The organism is Oceanobacillus sp. FSL H7-0719, assembly GCF_045040795.1.
Lineage (GTDB): Bacteria > Bacillota > Bacilli > Bacillales > Amphibacillaceae > Oceanobacillus.
Window position 1 is genome coordinate 1,216,365 of the sequence record NZ_CP150301.1, and the last position, 14,493, is coordinate 1,230,857.

At 36.8% G+C, this 14,493-nt stretch carries 18 protein-coding genes; 3 read left to right on the plus strand and 15 right to left on the minus strand.

What is annotated here, in order from left to right; all coding sequences use genetic code 11:
* Nucleotides 1-17: 17 nt before the first annotated feature.
* The 3 genes from mraZ to NST93_RS06600 form a co-directional block, all read right to left on the minus strand.
* Complete coding sequence (gene mraZ, locus NST93_RS06590) at nt 18-449, minus strand: division/cell wall cluster transcriptional repressor MraZ (protein WP_405102398.1); 432 nt, start codon at nt 447-449, stop codon at nt 18-20.
* Nucleotides 450-938: 489 nt separating this feature from the next.
* Complete coding sequence (gene bshC / locus NST93_RS06595; protein ID WP_405102400.1) at nt 939-2,561, minus strand: bacillithiol biosynthesis cysteine-adding enzyme BshC; 1,623 nt, start codon at nt 2,559-2,561, stop codon at nt 939-941.
* Between the two features lie 88 nt (nt 2,562-2,649).
* A complete protein-coding gene (locus NST93_RS06600; protein WP_405102402.1) occupies nt 2,650-3,030 on the minus strand; it encodes a DUF3397 domain-containing protein in 381 nt (126 codons plus the stop codon).
* Between the two features lie 277 nt (nt 3,031-3,307).
* On the opposite strand from NST93_RS06600, the gene NST93_RS06605 reads away from it, so the two are divergent.
* Nucleotides 3,308-3,796 (plus strand): N-acetyltransferase, encoded by a 489-nt coding sequence (locus tag NST93_RS06605; RefSeq protein WP_405102404.1) that lies wholly within the window; start codon nt 3,308-3,310, stop codon nt 3,794-3,796.
* 68 nt (nt 3,797-3,864) lie between these two features.
* Here NST93_RS06605 and NST93_RS06610 read toward each other — a convergent pair whose 3' ends face one another.
* The 4 genes from NST93_RS06610 to NST93_RS06625 all read right to left on the minus strand — a co-directional run bounded on the left by NST93_RS06610 (nt 3,865) and on the right by NST93_RS06625 (nt 6,170).
* Nucleotides 3,865-4,350, minus strand: coding sequence for an RsfA family transcriptional regulator (locus tag NST93_RS06610; protein WP_405102406.1), 486 nt, complete (start codon nt 4,348-4,350; stop codon nt 3,865-3,867).
* A gap of 62 nt (nt 4,351-4,412) precedes the next feature.
* Nucleotides 4,413-5,177, minus strand: coding sequence for an enoyl-CoA hydratase/isomerase family protein (locus NST93_RS06615; RefSeq protein WP_405102408.1), 765 nt, complete (start codon nt 5,175-5,177; stop codon nt 4,413-4,415).
* Nucleotides 5,178-5,420: 243 nt separating this feature from the next.
* Nucleotides 5,421-5,594: a 50S ribosomal protein L32 gene (gene rpmF / locus NST93_RS06620; RefSeq protein WP_405102410.1), complete on the minus strand. Its 174-nt coding sequence runs from the start codon at nt 5,592-5,594 to the stop codon at nt 5,421-5,423.
* A gap of 42 nt (nt 5,595-5,636) precedes the next feature.
* Nucleotides 5,637-6,170 (minus strand): YceD family protein, encoded by a 534-nt coding sequence (locus tag NST93_RS06625; RefSeq protein ID WP_405102412.1) that lies wholly within the window; start codon nt 6,168-6,170, stop codon nt 5,637-5,639.
* Nucleotides 6,171-6,358: 188 nt separating this feature from the next.
* Here NST93_RS06625 and NST93_RS06630 point away from each other — a divergent pair, with 188 nt between their 5' ends.
* On the plus strand, nt 6,359-7,576 hold the full coding sequence (locus NST93_RS06630; protein ID WP_405102414.1) for a nucleotidyltransferase: 1,218 nt from the start codon (nt 6,359-6,361) through the stop codon (nt 7,574-7,576).
* A 52-nt stretch (nt 7,577-7,628) separates the two neighbouring features.
* Here NST93_RS06630 and NST93_RS06635 read toward each other — a convergent pair whose 3' ends face one another.
* Nucleotides 7,629-8,654: a SepM family pheromone-processing serine protease gene (locus NST93_RS06635; RefSeq protein ID WP_405102416.1), complete on the minus strand. Its 1,026-nt coding sequence runs from the start codon at nt 8,652-8,654 to the stop codon at nt 7,629-7,631.
* 173 nt (nt 8,655-8,827) lie between these two features.
* On the opposite strand from NST93_RS06635, the gene ylbJ reads away from it, so the two are divergent.
* Nucleotides 8,828-10,045: a sporulation integral membrane protein YlbJ gene (gene ylbJ, locus NST93_RS06640; protein ID WP_405102418.1), complete on the plus strand. Its 1,218-nt coding sequence runs from the start codon at nt 8,828-8,830 to the stop codon at nt 10,043-10,045.
* A gap of 19 nt (nt 10,046-10,064) precedes the next feature.
* Here ylbJ and coaD read toward each other — a convergent pair whose 3' ends face one another.
* The 7 genes from coaD to NST93_RS06675 form a co-directional block, all read right to left on the minus strand.
* Nucleotides 10,065-10,550: a pantetheine-phosphate adenylyltransferase gene (gene coaD, locus NST93_RS06645; RefSeq protein ID WP_405102420.1), complete on the minus strand. Its 486-nt coding sequence runs from the start codon at nt 10,548-10,550 to the stop codon at nt 10,065-10,067.
* A gap of 15 nt (nt 10,551-10,565) precedes the next feature.
* Nucleotides 10,566-11,120 carry a 16S rRNA (guanine(966)-N(2))-methyltransferase RsmD gene (gene rsmD / locus NST93_RS06650; protein ID WP_405102422.1) on the minus strand — a complete coding sequence of 185 codons (555 nt, stop codon included), beginning with the start codon at nt 11,118-11,120 and terminating at the stop codon, nt 10,566-10,568.
* A 614-nt stretch (nt 11,121-11,734) separates the two neighbouring features.
* Nucleotides 11,735-12,010, minus strand: coding sequence for a YlbG family protein (locus NST93_RS06655; protein WP_405102424.1), 276 nt, complete (start codon nt 12,008-12,010; stop codon nt 11,735-11,737).
* 130 nt (nt 12,011-12,140) lie between these two features.
* Nucleotides 12,141-12,578: a YlbF family regulator gene (locus tag NST93_RS06660; protein ID WP_405102426.1), complete on the minus strand. Its 438-nt coding sequence runs from the start codon at nt 12,576-12,578 to the stop codon at nt 12,141-12,143.
* Between the two features lie 57 nt (nt 12,579-12,635).
* The gene (locus NST93_RS06665; protein WP_405102428.1) at nt 12,636-12,872 is read right to left on the minus strand and encodes a YlbE-like family protein; all 237 of its coding nucleotides are present in this window, start codon (nt 12,870-12,872) and stop codon (nt 12,636-12,638) included.
* Nucleotides 12,873-12,884: 12 nt separating this feature from the next.
* Nucleotides 12,885-13,292 carry a spore coat protein YlbD gene (gene ylbD / locus NST93_RS06670; protein ID WP_405102430.1) on the minus strand — a complete coding sequence of 136 codons (408 nt, stop codon included), beginning with the start codon at nt 13,290-13,292 and terminating at the stop codon, nt 12,885-12,887.
* A 99-nt stretch (nt 13,293-13,391) separates the two neighbouring features.
* Nucleotides 13,392-14,453, minus strand: a complete 1,062-nt coding sequence (locus NST93_RS06675; protein WP_405102432.1) for a CAP domain-containing protein — start codon at nt 14,451-14,453, stop codon at nt 13,392-13,394.
* Nucleotides 14,454-14,493 lie beyond the last annotated feature (40 nt).

Consider the following 14,493-nt stretch of genomic DNA (forward strand, 5'->3'; position numbering starts at 1 on the left):
AATTCTATGCATGCTGTTTAAATATCAAAATCCATAAGGTTTTCTGCAATTTCTGCGAAAGATTCCTCTGATTCTTCCACATATTCTTCCCACTTATCATTCGCCCAAATCTCTACGCGTTCAGAAACGCCAATTACGACACATTCCTTTTCCAAATCTGCGTAGTTTCTCAAGGTCTGTGGGATATTTATTCTTCCCTGTTTATCCACTTCACATTCAATCGCTCCAGAAAAGAAGAAACGAGTAAATGCTCTAGCATCTTTTTTTGTCAGTGGGAGCTGTTTTAGTTTTTCTTCAATCACTTTCCATTCATCAAGTGGGTAAGCAAATAAACATTTATCAAGACCGCGAGTCACAACGAAAGAATCCCCAAGTCCTTCACGGAACTTTGAAGGAACAATCATTCTTCCTTTGACATCTACATTATGTTTATATTCTCCCATGAACATAGAGTTCTCCCCACTTTCGTATTTTCATTCTACCACAACCCTCCACTATCCACCACTGGAATTTCGTTTTTTTTTCATTATTACAGTTTTGTTAGTAGTTTGTTAAATAAATAAAAAGAAGAAAGCTATTAAATCAACGTTTAATAGCTTTCTTCTTTTTATTTATTAAAGTGGCGGATGGTGGAGGGAAAATTGCCAAGCAGGAATTCTATAGCCATTTATTCCTAATCCCTTTAAAAACAGTGATCCTGTTCTAACAAGTAAAATAACTCTTCCAGGTATTTAAGCCAATATCTTTCGTTTTGCCGTCCACCATTCATCTGAATGTCGCCTAACACACCAGCCCGCCACTGAAGAACGAAATGTGGTCGGGCTGACGATAGAATAAAAATTCATTTTGTTTTTGATTAGTCAGCAGTATACATACAAAAATACAAGTATTATGATGTGGATGCATCACAACAGAATTTACTGTTGAAAAATTTTAGTTCATTTTAGATAAACAGCATAATGTTTCTCAGTGAAACAGGATGGATGGTTTACTGCCTGTCGAATAAATTCCTTGCCATGTGAATTTAGCAGCGGCAGGGGGTTCCATTTTCTTTCCTGGAATCCATCATCCGGACGCAGCATCATTTGGATTAAATCATATTGATAGAGCTCTTTCTCATACTTTTCTTCCATTGCCTGCTTCATTCGATCTCTCAGAAAATCAACTTCCCGATAAAGGTAAAACAAGTTCTTATCTGATAATTGCTTTACATCAGCACGAATAGCGGCAGCAATCTGTTGCATTGGTTCATGAGCCTCAGCAATTGTTTGTTTCAATGCATTGGCTGCTTCATCAATTGATGAATTCTGTTTGCTCTTCAGCCAATCCTCTCGCTCCGTTTCTGTGCCGTTCTGAATAGCACTCTCCAGTTCAATTCCCGTTAACTCAAGTGCCTTCCTTACCTTAGCTGGCACATACGTATAGGATAAACGCGGTACTACTGGAGGCATTTTCACTTCCAGAGAATGAAAGGCTTGTTTGAGAGCTGCCCAATAACTGATTTCCCCAGGACCGCCAACAAAAGCAAGCGTTGGAAACAGCAGCTCCTGCATCAATGGTCTGGAAACAACGTTATTACTTAAATGCTCCGGTTTATTAACAGCTATATGGAGCAGTTCTTCTGTTGTTAATTGTATTTCATTCTGCTTGCCTTTCCAGTTTCCGTCGTCAGTCCGTTCTAATAAAATACGTTCTTCATCCATCTGGTAAAACAGATGCCCGTCTGAAGGTTTGACTTCAAGGCTTAGTGTATAATCCTTTCTTTTCAATGCCTCAGCAGCTTCGTATACACCATGGCTGATTTTATTTTGTTTTTCAATAAGCTCTATAAAGTAATTGCTCTCTAAACTGCGGATTTCATCGGCTGCTGCATCAACAAGCACAAGACCTTCATCTTGAAAGAGCTTGAAAATAATATTCGCAAAGAAATCAGTAAAACTGATTGATTCATCAACAGAATCCATCAATCCTTCATATAGATCTCTTGTATATTCCGTCTCTTGAAGCTCGGCAAATAGATGGTCCAGCCATTTTCTGCAAAGGTCTTTATCCAATTCAATATGAGAAACAGAAGTTTTTTTATATAGTGACTGATTAAATTTACATTTTTTTAGTGTAGCACCTTCTGGCATATAAACATGATTTATTTCATCATAGTCATGATCTTCTCCCGCAATCCAGAAAACTGGTATGACAGGAACACCTAAAGCACGCTCTTGTTGTTTCGCCAATTGAATAATCGAAATCACTTTATTTATCGAGTAAAGCGGACCTGTTAATAGACCTGCCTGCTGTCCACCGATTACAACTAGTGTTTCTTGTTCTTTTAATTTCCCGATGTTATTCATTGTTGATTCTGACGCACCCCATGCACGATTTAACTTTTTCAATTGAGTTGAAAGTTCTTCTCGCTTATAGCTTCGCTTTTTTAACTCAGACACTCTCTCTTTGAAATCGAGAAATGGATGGTAATCAAAAAATTGCATGATTTCTTGTTTGTTTTCTCTATAATCAGCGATCAACTGACCTTCTTTTTTTATATTTATCGCGTCGATTCGCATGCAGTTCTACTCCTTTAAAATTCTTTAAGTCCATGTAGTATTGTACATAATCTTTATATAAATTTCACACAATCTGTTTACGCGAAGTTTAAGCAGCTAATTGCTTAATAATACCCACTACCATAAAACAACCGTAGAGGAAGAAAAATAGCAGAAAAGAAATTCTCCATAATATTCTTACCGCTTTTCTCAATTCAACATCACGCTTTGTCTTCCATTGGATAAAAATTATCAATGATAATAAGGTCAGAAGGAAAATTAAAATAATGCCAGTAAAGCTCCTGCCAAATATTAATGTCAGCATAATGGATACAGCGATAATATAAAAACAAGTTGTCCAAGCAACCATTTTATGTACCGCTTTAAGCTTGTTTCGTTCCCAAATCATACTGATCATATAAACCAGCAAGCTTGCAATAATAGGGATTGTAATAAAGAAAGATAAGATGTAACTAATTATATCAAGCATTGCAGCTTTTCCCCTTCTGTTTTAATTAAGCGCTGATAGAACCATTTATCAGTGCTTTAAAGTATGATTAGATAGTTTCTTCAGCATTCATTGTACCAAATTCATCTAGGTTTCGCTCTATATTTTTCGGATGAATCTTTCACCACATCAAGATTTAAAAAAATATTCAATTAGGTTATAATTGAGAAGGGAGAAAATATAAACAAAGCTCACTTCTTTTGTAATATTCGTACATATAGAAGGCTTATGTCAATGATTAATATAAGGGGGAAAAGGAATGAATGGTGTAAAAGTAGAAAACTTATTAATTAATTATAAGACACTGGAAAAGTTTAAACGCTTTAAGGAATATGGGAACCAGGAATTATCAATGTATGAGGATTTACAAAATAAGTTTATCGAAAATAACAGTAAATCGCCATTTTATGGAGTTTATATTGGAGAGAACCTGATTGCCAGAATGAGTCTGTATGAAGTAGATAAGAAATATGACTACTATTTCGAGCCGCAGCAAGATTACGTAGCAATCTGGAAACTTGAAGTTCTGCCTGATTATCAAGGGAGGGGTTATGGCAAGACGATGGTTGATTTTGCTAAAAGCTTTACATTGCCGATTAAAACAAGTCCAAGAATTAACTCCCATGGTTTTTGGGAAAAAATGGGCTTCGATAAAGCCCATTACGAAATGGAACGTGATCTTGGTGAAAACCCGCTCATCTGGTTACCGGCAGGGGTTAAAGAAAAAGAAACTCACCCAGCAGAATAATAAACAAAAAAGCCCCATCACAAGTAATTCACTTGTTTAGATGGGGTTTATTTAATAGCTTCAACCATTCACTCAGCTTCTTTGTCGGATTGTACCCAACTCCAAAGTTTCTCCATTTCCTGCCATGCATTTTTATATCTTTCCACTTGCTTCACCAGCTTGTGATTCTCTTCTTGAAGATGGTGAAGCATTTCAGCTTGAACCTGATAGTTTTGCACTTCCTCTTCTAAATCCTTATGCTTTATTTTCTCTAATATTTGTATGACAGATTCAATCATTCGTTTATCACCAGTATGATTTGTATGAAGTTCCTGCAAAGCTTGGCTGCTTGCCTTTTTTCTTTCTTCCTTAGCAGATTGAATTGCTCCTTCGTATTGCTTGCGAATGGTTGCATTCCATCTGAAGCCACAAGCCGCAGGGGTTCTTGCTAATTTGTTAGCAACTACCTTAAAAGCTTCCAATTGTGTCTTGCCATTCTTAATATATTGCAAAACTGTTTCTGCTAATAAATCATCTTCTTCTCTTGTCCACGCATCTTGTCTGGTTTCTTTCATGGCACTCCTCCTCATTGCTTTGCTACCAATGTATGCAGTAAAGAGGGTTGGTAGAATAGAGATTATACTTTTCTATCAAAAAACTTTTGTACTGCTCTTTTATGTTCCGCCGTTTCCCATAGAGTTGCAGTGTTTTTAAGTTCTTCGTACATCTCAAGCGTAAGTTCATTTGCATTAATACTTGTTTTAAATTGCTGTTTTAGTATTCGCATTTGCATCACGGATTTACGAATATAATCGTCAAGCACCAAATTCATATGCTGCCATGCTGCATTATCAATAACTTGATGTAACCAGCCCTTAGCTAATAGTTCATCCGCCTGATAGCTTTTGCCACGTGTAAGCCAATCTAACGCAAAGCTTGGGTGCACTTTTTTATAGAGTATCGCTCCGCCTCCCCAGCCAGGCAATATCCCAATCTTGCTTTGAATAAAGCCAAAGTTTGTTCCGCTCTTCGCAATGCGTATATCACAAGCAGTCGCCAGCTCACATCCTCCCCCTAAAGCATCTCCATTTAATAATGCAATAACAGGAACCGGAAAATGTACAATCGAGTTAAGAACTGACATCATCGGTGATAAGCGCTCAATTGCATCTTCTGTTTTTAATTGCCCGTGGAGATCATTTAAATCTCCCCCCGCAGAAAACATTTTATCATCTGACCCTGTGATAACAAGAAATTTTATTTCTTCTAGTGCTGCGTTTTTAATACAATCACTAAGTTGATTTGCCATCCCCAATGATATTGCATTTCTTTTTTCTGAACGATTTAAGCGTAATAACCCATACCCTGCATTTTTCTTTTCATATGTAATAAACCTTTCCATTCCCATCCCCCCTCGACTATCTTTAATTATAAACCCATCTTTCATACCAATGAAACTGAAACAGACTCCTGGTGTCTTTTATTCGATTTAAGCAGGTTCTGATGCCTGGAAACCCACGACAGCTCCCTTATCAGCGAAACTTTTTTTGGCGGACCACAACACATTGGGACGTGTTCGTATTTAGACTATGTGCTAATAAACAAAAAAACAGATCACAAATTGTGATCTGTTTTTTATTGGAAATTAGTTGCTTACAACTTCTTTTCCATCGTAGTGTCCGCATGATTTACATACATGGTGCTGTTTTGTTAATTCACCACAATTTGAACATTCTACCATGCCAGGCACTTGTAACTTTTTATGTGTACGACGTTGGTTTGTAACTTTTTTAGATGTTTTACGTTTAGGTACTGCCATGACCTACACCTCCTTCAAATGAAAAGAAAACTCAGACGAGAATTACTCGTTTTCTTTCTTCCTATTTTCAAGTAAAGACTCCAATTTTTTTAAACGTGGATCAATCGTCTTTTCCTTTATTTCTTCTTGAACAAACTGCCAGCCTTCACCTGCTGTTGGTGCTGCACCTTCAGGATTTACTTCATCAGTAAATACACGAAATGGAACTGCCAATAGAATATTTTCCATGATATAGGGTTTTAAGTCAAGAACCTCTCCCTTTATCGAGTGAATTTCATTATCTTCGTCCTCATTTGTATAATACGGTGATGTAGTAAATACTTCACTTTCCTCAATCTGATAAGGATATGGCACATCAACCAGCGTTCTTGCACAAGGCAAAATCATTTCTCCTTTAATTTTCATGGAAGCAATAATTTCTTCTCCTTCGACTATAAAAGTCACATGAACTTGTGCGGGATCAATGCGGCGGATATCGTTGTTCATTGTTTCTAATTCAGAAACATCGACAATGCCTTCAAATTCCATTGGCTCATTAATGCTTGATTTATGGATTTGAGCGACAGTAAACTTCATAATTATCACCTCTAGGCAACAAGAGTAATTTTAAAAGAAAATTGCACTTTTGTCAACATCTTTTCTTTACACAGTATAGAAAATTGTTTTATGATGCTGTTTTACTTTTGATAAAGTAAAATGATGTTGTACATCTGCTTCTATTATTTGATACAATAATACCACATTATTGCTAGGAGCTGAAATAAATGAGAGCATGTGGCTTAATTGTAGAATATAATCCATTTCACAATGGACATTATTATCATATCCAAGAAGCTAAAAAAGCATCAAATGCTGACTGTATTATCGCCGTGATGAGCGGGAACTTCTTACAGCGGGGAGAACCTGCAATAATTGATAAATTCTCTCGCGCCCGTGCTGCACTTTCCTCAGGTGCAGATATTGTACTCGAGCTTCCGTATCCTTACGCAGTCCAAAACAGTGATTATTTTTCCTTTGGAGCTGTACAAACTCTAAATACAATCGGAGTATCCAGCATCTGCTTCGGAAGTGAATCTGGTGATATAAATTATTTTATTAATAGTTACCATATATTCCAGCAAAAATCATCAGTTTATGAGTTGGAATTAAAAAAATGGCTGGACGGTGGTTTTTCCTTCCCTGAATCAAGTATGCATGCATATGAAGCAATCGGGCTGACTGATGCCCGCTTTGATCTCTCACAGCCTAATAACATTCTGGGCTACAGCTATGTTAAGACAATTTTGGATAATAATCTTAATATTGAACCACTTACAATCAAACGTCATAGCAGCCATTATCATCAACAAGAAATCACAAATCAGATTGCCAGTGCAACAAGCATACGCAAAGAGCTGTTTAATCATGATGGGGAAATGACAGACATAGCTGCTGCTGCACTTCCTGATTCAAGCACAAAACAATTGTTGGAGTATAAAAAGCAAGCAGGACACTGGCACAACTGGGAATCCTATTTTTCATATTTAAATTATCGTGTCCAAACTATGTCTCTGGAAGAACTGCAAAAGATTCACGGAGTGTCAGAAGGTTTGGAACATCGTATAAAGAAAACAGCAAAAACAGCAGAAAATATGAATGCTTGGATTGAAATGGTTAAATCCAAACGGTACACATGGACAAGAATCCAACGCATGTTTATCCATATATTAACAAATACCAAAAAGACAGATTTAGAAGCTTTTCTTCACGCACCTGATAATATGCCATATATTCGTTTACTTGGAATGACAAAAACCGGTCAGCATTATTTAAATGGCATTAAAAAGGATTTAGATGTTCCGATAATTACTTCTTTAAGCCGGACAATGCATCCTATGCTTCAACTTGAAGAAAAAGCAACGGCTGCATACTATAGCATCCTTGCTCCTGCTATAAAGAAAAAGCTAGCCAAGCAAGAAATCACGCAGCCCATAATGCTCTGAAAACAATAAAAGCTCAAGAATGAAGACCAATTACTTCACCTTGAGCTTTTCATTATTGCTTTTCTGAAAGTTCTTCCAAATAGTCTAACGCATCAGAGAATGTATCTACAGGAACAATCTCCATATCAGATTCAATTTCTTCAGCAACTTGCTTAGCTACCTTATAGTTCGAACCCTCTTTGCCACCTTCATTCGGAGCAAAGAAAATATCTATGCCTTTGCGATCTGCAGATACAATTTTCTTATCTATCCCGCCTATACGAAAAACATTGCCTTCGTAATCAATTTCACCTGTGCCAGCAATCTGGTAACCTTTCGTTATATCTGTTGCCGTTAACTGATCATATATCTCTAAAGAAAACATTAAACCAGCACTTGGACCGCCAATATTTCCACTGGAAAAGTCAACCTCAGGATTTACCGTCACCTCACGATCAGTAACCAAACTAATTCCAATTCCGACTTTATCCAGATTTTCTTCAAATTGTTTTAACCCTATTTCTGCACTTTCCGCTTTCTCATTTCTGATAAATTCCACTGTAATTGTTTCTCCAGCTTCTTTTCCTTCAACAAGTTCAATCAGATCATTTGCTTCTTTAATTTCAGTATCATCAATCTTTGTAATTCTGTCCCCTGTTTCAAGCTTTCCATCAGCAGGCATATTTTCTACAACACTAACTACATACACGCCTACATAATCAATCTGAATATCTTTTTTTGCCGCTTCATATGCAACAACTAAAGAGGCCTCCTGCGAGCTTTCCATGACCTGTAATTGCGCATGCATATAATCATCTTGTGATATCCCTTCAGGGAACACCTCACTTAGCGGACTAATCTCATTATGTGGCATTATTTTCGCCAGCACATACTGAATTGGAGTCGCTTGTAATCCACTTACTGTAACAAGGTGCATTTCACCCTCACTATCATAGCCGTCCATCACATCAACGACTGGATTAAGCGGTTCTGTTCGGCCAGGCTTTTGAATATAGTACGGCAGCTGATATGTAGATAAAAAGTAAGCAATAATTAGGATTAATACATATAAAACAATTTTTCTTTTCGTAAATTTCATTCCGTGCCTGACTCCTTCCTTTTCTTCAACAAATTCTTATCTGTATATCTGGTTGGCATAATTTATAGGCTTGTCTGCGTATAGTGATAGAGAGCAGAAATAATAACTAGCATTAGTTTACACCCAACAAAATCGCTTGTACAGAACATGGCTAAAATTTAGGAGGCTTTCGATTGAATCCATATTTTAAAACGGTACTTTTATCCAGTATAACAATTCTCCTAACCATATTGTTAATTTATTTTCCCGATGCTGCTCTTTCAGCAAGTCTCCGTGGCTTAAAAATGTGGGCAGAAGTTGTTTTTCCTTCATTATTGCCTTTTTTTATTACAGCTGAACTGCTGCTTGCTTTTGGAGTAGTTAAATTTCTTGGAGTATTATTTGAACCGATTATGCGCCCCTTATTCAATGTGCCTGGTGTTGGAAGTTTTGGCTGGATTATGGGAATGGCAAGCGGTTATCCAACAGGGGCGAAAATCGCTGCACGTTTAAGAGAAGAAAAACAGTTAACAAAGCTTGAAGCAGAAAGACTAGTAGCTTTTACTAATAATTCAAGCCCCCTCTTTATTTTTGGAGCAATTTCCATTGGTTTTTTTCATGATGTTAAGCTTGGCATGCTGCTGGCAGTTTGCCATTATTTAAGCAATATGTTAGTTGGGATCCTTATGCGTTTTCATGGTCGAAAAGCGGGTGCATCAGAAAAGAACCCTGCTGCCAAAAAATTTTATAAGCCAAGTATTAAAGCCGCACTCGGAAGCATGCATAGAACGAGGCTAAAAGATGGAAGGCCGATTGGTGAAATCCTTGGCGACTCCGTTCTTCAATCAATCAAAACACTTATCATGGTTGGCGGCTTTATCATTCTTTTCTCTGTCATTATTCAATTACTTCATCTTGTTCATTTTTCAGTATTTATCGGAAATATTTTTTCTGCCTTATTTTATTTTATCGGTATCCCTGTTCATTTTGGAGAAGCTTTTTTCTCTGGTTTATTTGAAATCACATTAGGTGCAACGTTAATTTCTCAATTCGCAACAGATTCATTATTGCATAAATCAATTTTAGTCAGCTTTATTCTTGGCTTCAATGGTTTTTCTATACAAGCACAGGTAGCAAGCATCTTAGCGAAAACAGATATACGGTTCACACCCTATTTCTTTGCCAGGTTTCTCCATGGTTTAATCGCTGCCATTCTAACGGTATTGCTTTATCGTCCTCTCTATATAAACAGACAACAGACAGAACTTACATCAACTCCTGCTGTAAGCGAAAACCACTTTTGGGAAAAGGCTTTCGATATTCTTTTTCAAAACGGGCCTTTGATTACAATATTTTTCTTAAGTTTGAGTTTTATATTGCTCCTAAACAAAAAGAGAAGAGATGGTCAATAGACCACCTCTTTTTTCTTTTTTATAAAAAGTTAAATTTCCCCTTTAATGCTTCATCTACTGCATCTGGGACCAATCCTGAAATATCTCCATTATACTTGGCTATTTCTTTTATCATGCTTGAGCTTAAAAAAGAGTACTGATTATTTGTCATAATAAAGAACGTTTCCACATCTTTGTTCAGTTTGCGGTTCATTGAGGTAATTTGCATCTCATATTCAAAATCACTTACAGCTCGCAGACCCCTTAAAACTGCGTCAGCATTTTTCTCTCTGGCATAATCCATTAAAAGGATGTCAGAAGAATCAACCGAGACATTAGGCAAATGCTTTGTTGACTCCCTAATCAACTGTACGCGTTCTTCCACAGAAAATAATGGTGATTTCGACTGGTTATTAAATACCGTTACCAAAATATTGCTAAAGATTTTTGCCCCTCTTTCTACAATATCAAGATGCCCATTTGTAAACGGATCAAAACTGCCTGGTACAATCGCTAATTTAGACATAAGTATATTCCCCCTCTAAAGTGCACGATAAATCGTTATCGCAATCGTATTGCTGTATTTTTCTTTTTTTATGATAGAATACTCTGCTGTTTTCTCAGGTAACTGTTCAGCTGGATCATGCTCACAATAAATAAAACCGCCTTGTTTAAGTAGCTGGTTTTCAGTCAATTCTTTAAACAGGTCTTGATAGTTCATTTTATTATATGGCGGATCTAGAAGGATCAGGTCGAATTTTAATTCTCGCTTTGCAGCTGCTTTCAAGGCACGAAAAGCATCTGTGCGAAATACTTCAGCCCTATCCTCTAGCTTTACCGTTTTCAGGTTTTCTTTAATCGTATGTATTGCTTTTGATTGTTTATCAACAAATATTGCAGTATCCATTCCACGGCTTAATGCCTCGATACCTAATGAACCACTTCCAGCAAATAGATCAAGAACAGTTCCACCATCAAAGTATGGACCAATTACTTGAAAGACTGCTTCTTTTATTTTATCAGTAGTTGGTCTGGTCGCTGTCCCGGGAACAGCCTTTAAGCTTTTTCCTTTTTGATTTCCAGCTATTACACGCACATTTTTCACCTCGATTTACGACGTTTCGTCATAATGCTACCATATATCGCGAATTTAGAAAACATTTGTCTAATACTACTTTTCGCTATTTAGTATATTTTTTATTTCTTTGTACATAATAGCATAATGATTCAACTAATCGTTAGCTTGGTTGTTTCAAAACAGAGTATACTTATTCTTCCCCATAGGTTTTACTCTGGTTTCTCCTCTCCCTTTGTCTTTTTGTTTTCACGCAAAGAAAACAAAAAGAACCTGCAGAATTTATTCTGCAGGTTTTCTCTTTTTACTCAACTTTCCAGTTCTTATCGTTCATTTTATAATTCAATATTTATGTTAAATATAACTTCATCTTAACCTTCTTCACCCCTAGAGAACAATCCTCGATTTTCGGTCTCAGTGAATCTTTATCAAGGACGGATTTCTCAAATTTACAGTATCCCTAAGGCGGAATTCTGAATTAAAGTAATCAGCATTCTACTTTTAAGGTGAAGCTAAACGAGCTCGCTGGGAAAGTCAACTTCACTTGAATTTATTAAGTATCTTAACACAATTTATTAGTGTAAAATTGGCGTAATTGAAAAACCCCTATAGATAAATTTTATCCATAGGAGTTTCTATATACCCATTTTATAATCATACTTTTTAGCATCATCAGGTTTAGCATTTTCGAAATCTGTGCGGATAAATGGCTTATAGGAACGTTCGACCTTTGAAACAAAAGAATGTTTTAATAACTTTTTCTCAATAGCCTCAATATCTTCCTGATTCACATAGATGACCGCGTATTTTAGTTTTCTGGAAACATAAATTAAATTGCCGTAGCGCTTTATATGCTTCATATTCTTCATATGCTGAAACCAAACGATAAGTCCTTGTCTCTTTGTAATCAATCGTGCGCACCATCCTCTGTTTAAACTTCCCATATTATAAACTGTTTATATCTGCAAATACAAGACATAGACGTATATATTTGAATCTTTAATTAGCGGAGCGGAAAACCCCACTAATTAAAGATTAGCTTTATGAAGCACAGCCACAACCGCCGCCACTGCCACAGCCACAGCCACTATCACTCAGTGCTGCACCATCTTTAGGTGCCTTAATTTGATCACTAACACTAAAAGCAATATACTCGCTGATTTCATCCAGCAGAGTTTGCAGGTTACGTTCTGCAACCTTATATGCTGCCACTGTCTCATGCATATCCATCGCCCGTTTTGTCTGACGGACTTGCTTCATTATTTCCTGATAGTCTGGATGATAACGTCCAAAGCGCTGGATATCATCATAGTGATCTTTTATATTAGTAAAAGCCTTAATCAGCTGTTGAGCTACTTCATCTTGTGCTAAAGCAGTTTTCTTTTGCTGATAGTCTTCCATTACCTCTGATTGGAGGACCATTTGACCAAGTTGCTCAGAATAATCGAGAATTGTTACATATTCCATATTAGCAATCATTTTAACACCTCCACTATCATACTATCATTTAAACGCGATAATGAAAATAATTCGGCATTAATCTTTTAATAAATTTGCTAGATTTATTAACATAGAAGCCATCTGCACCTGATCATTCACCCGATTTAAACGTTGAGACAATGTCTGACCGTAGAAAACTTTCGCCTCTTTCTCCAATTCGGGAATACGAGTTGCCCCATCTCTCGATAAATAGCGGTACCAAATTGGTCTTTGTCTCATGAATTCCACTAATTTTGGCTGCTGTTTTATATAATTATAAGTTGCACGATCCATTATTTCTCCCCCTTAATCATGAAACCAATGAAATCCTCGGTTCGGGGCGTTTAATTTACTTTTATTTGTTCGCTGATATTGAGAAACGAGTTCCTGCACTGTTGATAATGTCTTGCTAAGCTGTTGAACTTGTTCTTGAAGCTTGTTTACATCCAAAGTTTCAGTGTATTTTAATATTTGTTTTACTAAATCTGATTTCATATCAAACTTTAAGGAATTTTTTTCACCCTCCATTGATTTTTCAGTTTCATCGTCTTGAAATTGCTCCCAATATTCATCCTCTTCACCCAGCAGAATCCACTGCTCAAAAATCTCTTGCCAGCCTTTTCCATTTTTCCTGATTTCTTTGATTAACTTCGGATATTTATTAATAAAATTTCTAAAGCGAATAATCTCCGGATTTAACTTAGTATCTGACACTTTGCTTCACCTCTTTAAACAGTTTTCCTAGTATTAATCTATGCGAATGTCCTATAACTGTTCAAGGTAAAAATAAAGATTATAAAAGCAAAGCCAATGTTACATCGGCTTTGCTAAAAAGTTTTGTGTATAATAGAGACGATAGACACCTACACCTAAATGTGTGTATTCGTCCGTTAACAATGCTTCACGGTGTCCTTCACTATTCAACCATCCCTCTACCGCTGCGGGAGCGTCAGGGTATTGAGCTGCAATATTTTCACCGGCTGCAATATAAAATAATCCTGTAACATCCAATCTTTCTTTCAAACCATCGCCATTTAAACTATAATGTGAAAAATAGTTTTGTTCAAACATATCTTTGCTGTGATTGAAAGCAACTTCGCTTACTGTATCTTCCCACTCAAGCGCCTCCTTATCAAATCTGTTCCGCAGCACATTACTAATGTCAAAAATCTGATGTTCCATGCCTGCTTCTACTTGTCTCCATTCGGCATCCGTAAGATCCGGTTCTGGAGGCAATGTGCCCCGGTAGGTCACTTCATATGGCCTTTGCCTTAGAAGCACATCAGCATCCATAACTCGAATAGATGACAATTCATTTGTGAATGTATCAAAATATAATTGCAGGAATATATCATCTGTCAGTTTTACCAAAGGTCTTGCTGCTACATCTTCAGCTGTCATTTTAAAAGTATAGGATGCTATTTCTTTCGTATAATTAACCTCATCACCAAAGGTAAACTCATCATTCAATTGGTCATAAGCTTGTCCAATTGCAACTGGTTCTATTTTTAAGCCTTCCCCAACAGCATATACCGTCTTAACAGTATGATCTTCAATGCCAAACTGAACATAATGTGCAGCATGATCTGTATAAACCCACCACTTATAATTATATGCGCTTAAATCCTTCCGTTCAGGCTCTCCCATCGCTTCAAGAAGATCTTCTTCCGATTTACCTATCCATGAATATAAATCACCCTCTAAAGGGATATTTGACACGGATTGCTCAGGTGCAACTTTTGACTGAAGCACATTCATTTTTTCTACCGCTTCATGTTTAACTTGTTCCTTAAAATCTGGTTCGCTCTGATTCCAAAAATATAACCCGGCCCCTGCAATTAAAACGATTATCATTATATTACGTATTGTACGCATAAGAGCACCCCCTTCATCCACTTATATCTATTCTATGATA

Coding starts and splice junctions, on each gene's coding strand:
- mraZ (WP_405102398.1), bottom strand. CDS start 449: ATGTTCATGGGAGAATATAAACATAATGTAGATGTCAAAGGAAGAATG.
- bshC (WP_405102400.1), bottom strand. CDS start 2,561: ATGCGAATCGACGCGATAAATATAAAAAAAGAAGGTCAGTTGATCGCT.
- NST93_RS06600 (WP_405102402.1), bottom strand. CDS start 3,030: ATGCTTGATATAATTAGTTACATCTTATCTTTCTTTATTACAATCCCT.
- NST93_RS06605 (WP_405102404.1), top strand. CDS start 3,308: ATGAATGGTGTAAAAGTAGAAAACTTATTAATTAATTATAAGACACTG.
- NST93_RS06610 (WP_405102406.1), bottom strand. CDS start 4,350: ATGAAAGAAACCAGACAAGATGCGTGGACAAGAGAAGAAGATGATTTA.
- NST93_RS06615 (WP_405102408.1), bottom strand. CDS start 5,177: ATGGAAAGGTTTATTACATATGAAAAGAAAAATGCAGGGTATGGGTTA.
- rpmF (WP_405102410.1), bottom strand. CDS start 5,594: ATGGCAGTACCTAAACGTAAAACATCTAAAAAAGTTACAAACCAACGT.
- NST93_RS06625 (WP_405102412.1), bottom strand. CDS start 6,170: ATGAAGTTTACTGTCGCTCAAATCCATAAATCAAGCATTAATGAGCCA.
- NST93_RS06630 (WP_405102414.1), top strand. CDS start 6,359: ATGAGAGCATGTGGCTTAATTGTAGAATATAATCCATTTCACAATGGA.
- NST93_RS06635 (WP_405102416.1), bottom strand. CDS start 8,654: ATGAAATTTACGAAAAGAAAAATTGTTTTATATGTATTAATCCTAATT.
- coaD (WP_405102420.1), bottom strand. CDS start 10,550: ATGTCTAAATTAGCGATTGTACCAGGCAGTTTTGATCCGTTTACAAAT.
- NST93_RS06660 (WP_405102426.1), bottom strand. CDS start 12,578: ATGATTGCTAATATGGAATATGTAACAATTCTCGATTATTCTGAGCAA.
- NST93_RS06665 (WP_405102428.1), bottom strand. CDS start 12,872: ATGGATCGTGCAACTTATAATTATATAAAACAGCAGCCAAAATTAGTG.
- NST93_RS06675 (WP_405102432.1), bottom strand. CDS start 14,453: ATGCGTACAATACGTAATATAATGATAATCGTTTTAATTGCAGGGGCC.